Below are 10,830 nucleotides of genomic sequence, written 5' to 3' on the forward strand. Positions count from 1 at the left end.
CAAATCCCGTAGGCCCTCGCGCAGCCCTCGCGGCGGAAGCCGCCGGCCGGCGCCGGATACTGAGCGTTCACCTAGCCCGCCGCGTTCTAGGCTCGCCGCGTCAGTCACACCGCGAGGAGGCTCCGTGTCCGACTCAGCCACTCCCCCGGACCGTCACGGTACGGCTACCCCGTCCGACGGCGGCACCGGGTCCGGCGGCCCGGCGGCGTCCGCCGCGGACCTCGACGTGCCCGTGCTGATCGTGGGAGGGGGGTGCGCGGGGCTGACCGCGTCGATGCTGCTGTCCCAACTCGGCGTGGAGACATGGCTCGTCAGCGCGTCCGAGGACACCTCCGTACTTCCCAAGGCGCACGTGCTCAACCAGCGGACGATGGAGATCCTGCGCGATGTGAACCTCGCGGAGCGGGTCTACGAACGTGGTACGCCTCCCGAGCAGATGTCCCACGCCGGGTGGTATGCGGGACTCGGCGGCCCGCAGGAGGAGTACGGACGGCTGTGCGGGAAGATCGAGGCGTGGGGCGCGGGCGGGACGAATCCGGCGTGGGCGACCGCCAGCGCCTGCCCTCCGACGAACCTTCCTCAGATCCGGCTGGAGCCTCTGCTGCGTGAGCGTGCCGAGGAACTCGCCCCGGGCCGTGTCCGCTTCAGCCATGAGGTGACCGCTTTCGAGCAGACCGAGGACGGCGTGACCACGACCGTGCTCGACAGGAAGGCCGGGACCGTATACCGGGTCCGCAGCCGGTATCTGCTCGCCTGTGACGGGGGGCGGCTGGTGGGCCCCTCCCTGGGAATCGGCGTGGAGGGTGCCGAGAACATCGCCCGCATGGTGTCGATCCATCTCTCCGCCGACCTGTCGCACCTGCTGCACGATCCCGAAGTGCTCGTCCGGTGGCTGTGGTTGCCCGAGTCGGGGGTCGGTGTCGCACTCGTACCCATGGGGCCGACGCGCTGGGGTCCGGACTCGGAGGAGTGGGTGATCCACCTCAACGACACCGACGACGCCACCGCCGAACTCGACGACGGGGCAGTGGTGGCCGAGCTGCGCGGCTCACTCGGTCTCGAAGACCTCGACCTGCACATCCACGGGATCACCCGCTGGGGACTGGAGGGCGTGGTCGCCGACCGCTACCGGCACGGGCCGATCTTCCTTCTCGGTGACGCGGCGCACCGGCACCCCCCGACGGGCGGGTTCGGTCTCAACTCCGCGGTGCAGGACGTCCACAACCTGGCATGGAAGTTGGCCGCCGTGCTGTACGGACATGCGGGTGACACTCTGCTCGACAGTTATGAGGACGAGCGCAAGCGGATCGCGGGCCGCAATGTGCAGCATGCCGTGAACAACGCCATCAACCATCTCGTCGCGGTTCAGACCATGGGGATGGGTCCCGGCAGCGATCCCGGCGCCAACTGGGCCGCGCTGCGCCGCCTGTGGAGCGGCCGAGAGGAGGACGCGGAGTTCCGTGCGGCCGCGCGGCGGGCGATCGCCAGCCAGTCGATGGAGTTCGACGCGCTCAACCTCGACTACGGCTACACCTACGAGGTCTCCTCGGCCGTCGTCGGCGACGGCACCCCGGAGCCGGAGAACCCCGACCCCGTCCGCATCTATCAGCCCGGCACACGGCCGGGCGCGCCGCTGCCGCACGCGTGGCTCGAGGACGCCGGCGGGACCCGGCTGCCGGTCATGGACCTGCTCGAGCCCGGCGGCTTCCTCCTCATCGCCGGCGAGGAGGACGCCGAATGGACGACGGCCGCGGAGAAGGCCGCGAGTCTGCTCGGGGTTCCGCTCAAGGCGGTGCGCATCGGTCATCTCGACGGGGACTTCCTCGACCCGCGTTCCGCCTGGATCACGCGACGGGGCGTCGGCCCTCAGGGCGCCGTCCTGGTCCGCCCGGACCGCTTCGTCGCCTGGCGGTCGCACGGTCCGGCGGAGGACCCCGTCTCCGAGCTGACCGACGCTCTGACACGGGTGCTCAGCCGGGCACCGGTTCAGCAGAGCTGACGAGGCACGCGCTCGTCGCACCGCCGCCGCGGTGCGACGTGTCACACGGGCGGGTTGCCGTGCCCGCGTTCGGGCGGGGACGCGTACTCGGTGCGCAGCATCGTGAGCGCGCCCGTCGGTGCGGACCGGGCTTCGGCCGGGCGGGTCGATCATGCCGTCGCCCCAGCCGGTGATGACGCCGTCCGGGCAGGGGTGTGTGTACTCCGTGCCGAATCCGCCGGCGCGGCGGTGGCGCCGCAGCGGCCCGGTCCCGTGGAAGGAACCGGGATCGAGCCGCAGGCCGGTGCCTTCACGCGCGGTCGGTTTGCCCCGCTCCCGATGGCCCCGGGCCGCACGCTCGTGCGGTCCTCTCAGTACCTCTCCCGCAGAGCTCTCAGCCGGGCGGCGCGGCCGTGCGCGTCGTACGGGCCCGGAACGCCCTCCGGGCCCGTACGGCAGGGGGCCCGTGCACAGCCGTCATGGGGTCTCCCTCCCCGCCGTGCCCCTACGGGCTACCAGCTCACGGGCAGTTCGGCGAGGCCGCCGGCCAGACGGCCTCCGGGATGTGCCCTGAGATCCTCCTGCGGTATCGCGAGCCGGATACCGGGCAGCCGGTCGAAGAGCGTGGTGAACGCCGACTTCAGCAGGATCCGTACCAGGGGTGCACCGGTGCAGTGCCGCATGCCGTGGCCGAAGGACATCTGGGGGTTGGGGAACCGCGAGACGTCGAACTTGTCCGGGGCCTCGTAGACGCGGTGGTCGAAGTTGGCGAGGGAGAAGTCGAGCAGGACGAGGTCGCCCTCGCGGATCGTCACGCCGCCGATGTCGATGTCCGCGACGGCGTACCGCGGTAGCACCGGGCTGCCGACGGTGGCCCTCAGGACCTCCTCCACGCCGCGGGCCATGATCTCCGGGTCGCGCATGGCCTTCTCTCGCTCTTCGGGGTTCCGAAGGAACAGCAGGGTCCCGAAGTCCAGATGGGCCGCGGTGCCGGAGAGTCCGGTGAAGAGCAGCATCGTGACGTGCATGCCGACTTCGTCGTCGGTCATCCCGGCCTCGGCGAAGTGCGACATCACGTCGTCACCGGGCTGCTCCCGCTTCTGGCGGGACAGCTCGGCGGTGAAGGAGAAGACGCTGTCCATGCCGCGTTCCTGGCCGGTTTCCTCGTCCACGGTGCCGACGTACTCCATGCGGTCCAGGAGCGTGGTCAGTTCACTGAGGGGCACGCCGAGGATGTCGCCGAGGGACTGGCGGGCGAAGCGTGCGGAGAACTCCGTGTGCAGGTCGGCCGGCGGCCCTTTGGCCTCGATCGCGTCGAGCGTGGCGTCGGCGATCTTCTGGACCCTCGGCTGCTGTGCGAGCATCCGCCGCGCCGCGAAGCTGGCCGTGTACAGCATGCGCTTCTGCTCGTGCAGTTTGCGCTCGGCTTCGGCGTCGGTGTCGGTGATCAGCATGTCCAGCATCGGGTCCTTCAGGTACCTCGGTGCGGACGGCGGATCGGGGTGGGTCCGGCCGAGCCTCTCGTCCTGGAGGAGCGACTTCACCTCGGCGTGCTGCGTCACGAGCCAGCCCTCGTCGCCCGCGGGGGTGCTGATCCGGCAGACGGGCGCGGTGGCCTGCAGGTCCAGCCGCAGCTGGCTGAACGTCAGGATGGCGGGCTGGCCGAAGGGCAGGAGCGGCGGATCGGTCGAAGTGGTCATGCTGATACCTCTCTGTCTTGGGTGCCGCCGTCACGACGACGTGCGGACAAGGTCCTGGGAGCTGCCGTCACGCAGGCCGCGGGGCTCGTGACGGCAGCCACCTCCACCGTCACGTCCCGAGGGCCGGCAGGGTCCCGAGCCATTCCTCGATCACCTGGGCCGTCAGGTGGGAGTCCTCCTTGACCATGGCCATGTGGTCGGTGGGGATCACACGGACGTCGTCCGCCGGCACGGCCACCGGCACCGAGGACGCCGTCTCGAAGTCGACTCCCTCGACGTCGCGCCCGCACCGGATGAGGAGTTTGGGTGCCTTGGGTTCCTGATCCATTTCGGTGACCTTGAGGAACCAGTGGGCCATGGCCGACAGGCGTGCGCTGTTCATGCTCACGGCCGGTGAGTCCATGGTGTTGAAGTAACTGTCGGAGACCTCGACGAAGTTGATGTCCTCGCTGCCCTCGTAACGCAGGCTCAGGGTGTCCAGCATGATGACGGCCTCGGGCCTGATGCCCCAGGTCTCTTCCAGGACGGCGGCCGCGAAGAAGGCCACTGTGCCGCCAGAGGAGTGTCCGGCCAGCACGAACGGCTCGCCGTCGGAGGCGTGCACGACGCTCTCCGCCACGACGCGGGCCGCGGCCTCGGACGTCGCCGGAAGACTCTCGCCGTGGGCGAACCCCATCAGGGGAAGCGCCGAGACATGGCGTGTTCCGCGCATGTGCGCCGCCAGACGCGAGTACAGATGCACACCGGCACTCGCGCCGGGGGCGCTGACGCAGATCAGCCTCGGGTTCTGCGGGCCCTCCGCGAGCGTGGTGGGGGCGGGGAGTTCCTCCAGCTCGGCCGGGTTGTCGAACATGGGCCGCAGCCCTGCCACCGCCGTCAGCATCCGCAGTCCCTTGAGCGCGTTGCCGGAGTTCACGGCGTTCATGAACAACCCGTGCACCGTGTCCTCCGGGGCGACCTCACCCGTCACGGAGGGGCCCGTCCCGGCAGCGCCGGTCCGGGTGAGCTCGTCACGCAGCGAACGGGCGAGCTTTGCGGGTGTCCCGTTGTCGAAGACCATCGAGCTGGGCAGTCGCATGTCGAGCAGTTCCGACAGCTGGTTGCGCAGTTCGACGGCGATGAGTGAGTCGAAGCCCATCTCCAGGAAGTCCCGTTCGGGATCGACCGCGCCGGAGTCCGTGTGACCGAGCAGGGCCGAGGCGCTCTTGACGACCAGTTCGCACAGGATCTGCTCCTGCTCGGCGGGATCGCTCTCACGCAGACGGTCCCGGACCGTATCGGCGGACGGCCTGGCTCCGGCGGCGGCAGTGGGACGCTGGGTGGGCAGGAGGGACCGCAGGAGGGGCGGCACGGAACCGGCCTGGCCGCCGGCACCGCCCGCGGCGCCGGCGATGTTGATGTGGGCGGGGATGACCAGGGGTTCGTCCGCGCCGGTGGCGGCGTCGAAAAGCCTCAGGCCGTCCTCGACGCTCAGAGGCGGCATCAGCGAACGCCGCATGCGCTCCATCGCCGCTTCGTCCAGTCCGCTGGTCATGCCGGTGCCGGGAGTCCAGGCACCCCACGCCAGCGAGACCCCCGGCAGTCCCAGCCCCCGCCGGTGCGAGGCCAGGGCGTCCAGGAAGGAGTTCCCCGCCGCGTAGTTCCCCTGCCCCGCGGCCCCCAGCACGCCCGAGACCGACGAGAACAGCACGAACGCCGACAGCTCCGACTCCCGTGTCAGCTCGTGCAGGTTCCACGCTCCGTCCGCCTTCGGGCGCAGCACCGTCCCCAGACGCTCCGGAGTCAGCGAGCCGATCACCCCGTCGTCCAGCACACCCGCCGTGTGCACCACCGCCGACAGGTCGCGCCCGTCCAGCAGGGCGGCCAGCGCGTCCCGGTCGGCCACGTCACACGCCGCCACCGAGACCGAGGCTCCCAGCGCCGCCAGTTCCTCCCGCAGCTCCCCGGCGCCTTCCGCCTCCGGGCCCCGACGAGAGGTCAGCAGCACGTCCCGCACGCCGTGCTCCGCCACCAGATGCCGCGCGACCACGGCACCCAGACCGCCCGTGCCGCCCGTCACCAGCACCGTGCCACGCGCGCCGGCCCAACCGGCGGGGACCTCCAGAACGATCTTCCCCACGTGCTCGGCCCGGCTCATCAGCCGGAACGCCTCTCCCGCGCGCCGCACATCCCACGAACGCACCGGAAGCAGCGCCAGGTCCCCCTGCCCGAAGAGTTCCAGCACCTCCTCCAGCATCCGGCCGATCCGGTCCGGCTCCACCCATCCCAGATCGAACGCCTGGTACTCGACACCGGGAAGGGCCGACGGGTCGCGCACGTCCGTCTTCCCCATCTCCAGGAACCGGCCGCCCTCCCCCAGCAGCCGCAGCGACGCGTCCACGAAGTCACCCGTGAGCGCGTTCAGCACCACGTCCACGCCCGCGCCGCCGGAGACCTCACGGAAGCGCTCCTCGAACTCCGTCGTCCGCGAGGAGGCGATGTGGTCCCCAGGCACTCCCAGCGCCCGCACGGCCTCCCATTTGCTCTCGCTCGCCGTGGCGAAGACCTCCGCGCCGAGGTGGCGGGCAAGCTGTACGGCCGCCATGCCGACGCCGCCCGCACCTGCGTGCACCAGCACCCGTTCGCCCGCGCGCAGGTCCGCCAGGTCCACCAGCGCGTGGTACGCCGTCAGGAACACCAGGGGCACCGATGCCGCCTCGCTCCACGACCAGCCTTCCGGCACTCGCGCCAGATACCGTTCGTCGACCACTCCCACCGGGCCCATGGCGCCCGGCACCATCCCCAGCACCCGGTCCCCCACACGCAGACCCGACACCTCCGGCCCGGTCTCCACGACCACGCCCGCCGCCTCCGCGCCCAGTGCTCCCGCCTCACCGGGGTACATACCGAGCACGTTCAGCACGTCGCGGAAGTTCAGACCGGCTGCCCGTACCGACAGCCGGACCTGTCGCCCCGAAAGCGGCTCCAGCGCCTCCGGGAGAACCTCGAACCCCAGGCCGTCCACACTTCCGGAGGCACGGACGGCCAGCCGCCACGGCGTACCCGGGGGCGGGACACTCAGCCCTCCGGAGCCCAGCCGCACCACACGTCCCGCGAACGCGCTTCCGGCACGCACCGCCAACTGCTGTTCGTCCGCCTCCAGTACGCCCGAGGGCACCTCACCCGGGCGGCCCGGGAGCTGCGGGTCGGCGTCCACCAGCAGGAAGCGTCCCGGGTGCTCCGCCTGCGCCGACCGCACCAGTCCCCACACCGACGCGGCTGCCACGTCCGAGACCGCCTCGTCCGCGACGGCCACCGCGCCACGCGAGGCGAACACCAGCCGAAGACGGGAGAAGCGCTCGTCGTCCACCGCTTCCTGCAACAGCTTCAGTACGCGCGCCGTTTCGGCGTGCGCCGCCGTGGATCCCGGGGTGCCCGGGTCCACCGGGACTGCCAGGGCCTCGGGCACGGCACCGTCCGCACCGAACGCGTCCGCCAGCGAATCGCCCGTCAGTGTCCGCAACGGTGCGCCGTCGTACGCGGAGAGGTCCCCGACCGGAACCCACTCCACCCGGAACAGCGACTCGGGCACGCCGTCGCCCCCGGCGAGAGCGGCAGCGCCGCGACCGGCCGCGGGGGCGCGCAGCGTCAGCGAGTCCACCGAGATCACCGGCTGGCCCTCGGTGTCGAAGACGGCCACGGAAACGGCGCCGGAGTCCGTGCGCGTCAGCCGAGCCCGGACCGCCGCCGCGCCCGTCGCGTGCAACGAGACGCCCGACCACTCGAACGGCAGGCCCTGAGCTGCCCCTTCGACGAACTCGATGCCGTGCAGCACCGCGTCCAGCAACGCCGGATGCAGTCCGAATCCGGCCGCCTGCTCTGCCCCTTCGGCGTCTTCGGGCAGTCCGGCCTCCACGAAGACGTGGCCGCCGTCCCTCCACACGCCCCGCAGTCCGCGGAAGAGCGGTCCGTACACCAGCGCGCTCTCGTCGGCCAAGCGGGGGTAGAAGCCCTCGAGTCCGATCTCCTCCGCGCCTGCGGGAGGCCACGCCTGCGCACCCGGCTCCCCCGCCCGGACGCCGGAGGACAGCGTCCCCTCCGCGTGCGTCACCCACGGCGCCTGTGCCGCGCCCGCCGCACGCGCGTGCACGCTCAACCCGCGGCGGCCCGTGCCGTCGGCGGCGCCGACCCGCACCTGCACGTCCACGGCTTCCCGCTCCGCCAGCACGAGCGGCGAGAGAAGTGTCAGCTCCTCCACCTGCTCACAGCCCACGACGTCCCCCGCACGGACGGCCAGCTCCAGGAACCCCGTGCCGGGGAAGAAGACCACGCCCCCCACCACGTGATCGCCCAGCCACGGGAGAGCCGCCAGCGACAACTGCCCTGTCAGCACGGTCTCGTCGGAGCCCGCCACCGACAGCGCCGCGCCCAGCAGCGGATGATCGGCCGGTGCCAGGCCGAGCCCGGCGACGTTCCCTGCCGGGCCGGCGACCCGCCCGGACGGCCAGAACCGCTCGCGCTGGAAGGCGTACGTCGGCACATCCACAGGCCGCGCGTCGCACCCGGTGAACCACTGCGCCCAGGAGACCCGCGGACCCGCCACGTGCAGGCGTGCCAACGCCGCGGCCACGGCGGCCCGTTCATCTGCCCCGCGCCGCAGCGTGGGCACGGTGGCCACCGCCGGACCGGAGCCGCCGGACTGTTCCGGCGCTTCCAGGCACTCCTGTGTCATCGCGGAGAGCACACCGTCGGGGCCGAACTCCACGAAGTCGGTGACGCCTTCGTCCGCCAACGCACGGATGCCGTCGGCGAATCGGACGGGCTCCCGCACATGACGGACCCAGTACCCGGGCGTGCGCAGTTCCTCGCCCGATGCCACCGCGCCCGAGAGGTTCGAGACGACCGGGATCAACGGCTCGGAGAAGGTCAGCCCCTCCACCACCGCGCGGAAGTCCTCCAGCATCGGGTCCATCGACGGCGAGTGGAACGCGTGCGACACCCGCAGACGCGAGGTCTTGCGGCCTTCGGTCTCGAACCCGGCGGCGATCTCCAGTGCGGCGTCCTCGTCTCCGGCGATCACCAGTGAGCGGGGCCCGTTGACCGCGGCGAGGGAGACCTGAGCGGTCAGCCGGGGTGTGACCTCGTCCTCACCGGCCTCGACGGCGATCATCGCGCCGCCCTCGGGCAGCGCCTGCATCAGCCGCGCCCGCGCGGAGACCAGCGCGCACGCGTCCTCAAGCGAGAGCACGCCCGCCACATGCGCGGCCGCCACCTCACCGATCGAGTGCCCGCCCACGAAGTCCGGGGTGAATCCCAGGGACTCGGTGAGCCGGAACAGTGCGACCTCCAGAGCGAACAGGGCGGGCTGGGCGAACCCCGTACGGTTCAGCTCCTCCTCGTCCTTGCCCCACATCACCTCACGCAGCGGCATGTCCAGATGGGCCACGACGCCGTCGAACGCCTCGGCGAACGCCGGGAAGCGGTCGTAGAGCTCCCGTCCCATGCCGAGCCGTTGGGCACCCTGGCCGGAGAACAGCACGGCGCTGCACCGCCGGCCCGCCACGCCGCGGGCCAGCTCCCGTACGCCGTCGTCCGTCGCCAGCAGCACGGCACGGTGCTCGAAGACCGAACGCGCGGTGGCCAGCGAGAACCCGACATCGACGGCAGGGTGTTCGCGGCGCCCGACCGCGTCCCGGACACGCTCCACCTGGGCGTCCAGCGCGGCCGCGTTCCTGCCGGAGACCACCAGCGGCACCGGCCCGGAGTACGTGCCGCGGGATTCGGTCTCCTCCTCGGCGTCGGGGGCCTGTTCGAGGATGATGTGGGCGTTGGTGCCGCTGATCCCGAAGGAGGACACGCCCGCGCAGCGGGGCCGCTCGGTGCGCGGCCACCCGACGGGCCCGGTCAGCAGTTCGACAGCGCCGGCATCCCAGTCGACGTGTGACGACGGCGCGTTGACGTGCAGCGTCGGCGGCAGCGTCTCGTGCCGCAGCGCCTGCACCATCTTGATGACACCGGCGACACCGGCGGCGGCCTGGGTGTGCCCGAGGTTCGACTTGACGGCTCCCAGCCGCAGCGGCGTCTTCCGGTCCTGTCCGTACGTCGCAAGCAGTGCCTGCGCCTCGATCGGGTCGCCCAGGGTGGTTCCGGTGCCGTGCGCCTCCACCGCGTCCACGTCGGACGCGGAGAGCCCCGCCCCGGCCAGGGCGGCCCGGATGACCTCGCGCTGCGAGGGCCCGTTGGGGGCGGTCAGCCCGTTGGAGGCGCCGTCCTGGTTGACGGCGCTGCCGCGCACCACGGCCAGGATCCGGTGGCCGTTGCGCTGCGCGTCGGAGAGGCGTTCGACGAGCAGCACGCCGACGCCCTCGGACCAGCCCGTACCGTCCGCGTCGTCCGAGAACGCCCGGCACCGGCCGTCCGCCGCCAGGCCCCCCTGCCGTGTGAAGCCGGCGAAGTTGGAGGCGGTGGCCATCACCGTGGCCCCGCTCGCCAGTGCCAGCGTGCACTCTCCTCCGCGCAGCGCCTGCGCCGCCAGGTGCAGCGCCACCAGCGACGACGAGCACGCCGTGTCGACGGTGACGGCCGGGCCCTGGAGCCCGAGGGCGTAGGAGATCCTGCCCGAGATGACGCTGGCGGCGGTGCCCGAGCCCGCGTGGCCCTCCACGTCCTCCTGGGAGGCCATGAGCACGTGGCCGTAGTCCTGCCCGTTCGTGCCGACGAACACCCCGGTCTTGCTGCCGCGCAGGGAGACCGGGTCGATCCCGCCCCGTTCGACCGCCTCCCACGAGGTCTCCAGCAGCAGCCGCTGCTGCGGGTCCATCGCCAGCGCCTCGCGGGGCGAGATGCCGAAGAAGGCGGGGTCGAAGTCGCCCGCGCCGTCGATGAACCCGCCCTGGAGCGTGGCGCTGTGTCCCCTGCTGTCACCGGCGAGGGTGCCCAGGTCCCAGCCGCGGTCGGCGGGGAACGGGCCGATCGCGTCGCCGCCGGAGGCGACCAGCTCCCACAGATCCTCCGGGGAACGCACCCCGCCGGGGAACCGGCATGCCATGCCGACGACCGCCACGGGTTCGTGCCGGCCCGATTCCACCTCGTCCAGGCGCTGGCGGGTCTTGTGCAGATCGGCGGTGACCCACTTCAGGTACTCAACGAGTTTCTCTTCGTCCGGCATCGCCA

2 protein-coding genes and 1 pseudogene are annotated in these 10,830 nt (G+C 71.9%); 1 reads left to right on the forward strand and 2 read right to left on the reverse strand.

The annotated features are described in order from the left end of the window. Positions 1 to 124 precede the first annotated feature (124 nt). On the forward strand, positions 125 to 1,999 hold the full coding sequence (locus H343_RS0117665) for an FAD-dependent monooxygenase (protein WP_078505786.1): 1,875 nt from the start codon (positions 125 to 127) through the stop codon (positions 1,997 to 1,999). A gap of 491 nt (positions 2,000 to 2,490) precedes the next feature. Here H343_RS0117665 and H343_RS0117670 read toward each other — a convergent pair whose 3' ends face one another. Further along, positions 2,491 to 3,678, reverse strand: coding sequence for a cytochrome P450 (locus tag H343_RS0117670; RefSeq protein WP_028432249.1), 1,188 nt, complete (start codon positions 3,676 to 3,678; stop codon positions 2,491 to 2,493). A gap of 169 nt (positions 3,679 to 3,847) precedes the next feature. Beyond that, positions 3,848 to 10,825: pseudogene (locus H343_RS0117675) on the reverse strand (SDR family NAD(P)-dependent oxidoreductase); the annotation flags it as partial. Positions 10,826 to 10,830: the final 5 nt, after the last annotated feature.

This window comes from Streptomyces sp. TAA204 (genome assembly GCF_000424965.1).

Bases quoted from the DNA above. Each gene is read 5' to 3' on its own strand.
- H343_RS0117670 (WP_028432249.1), bottom strand. From the start codon at position 3,678: ATGACCACTTCGACCGATCCGCCGCTCCTGCCCTTCGGCCAGCCCGCC.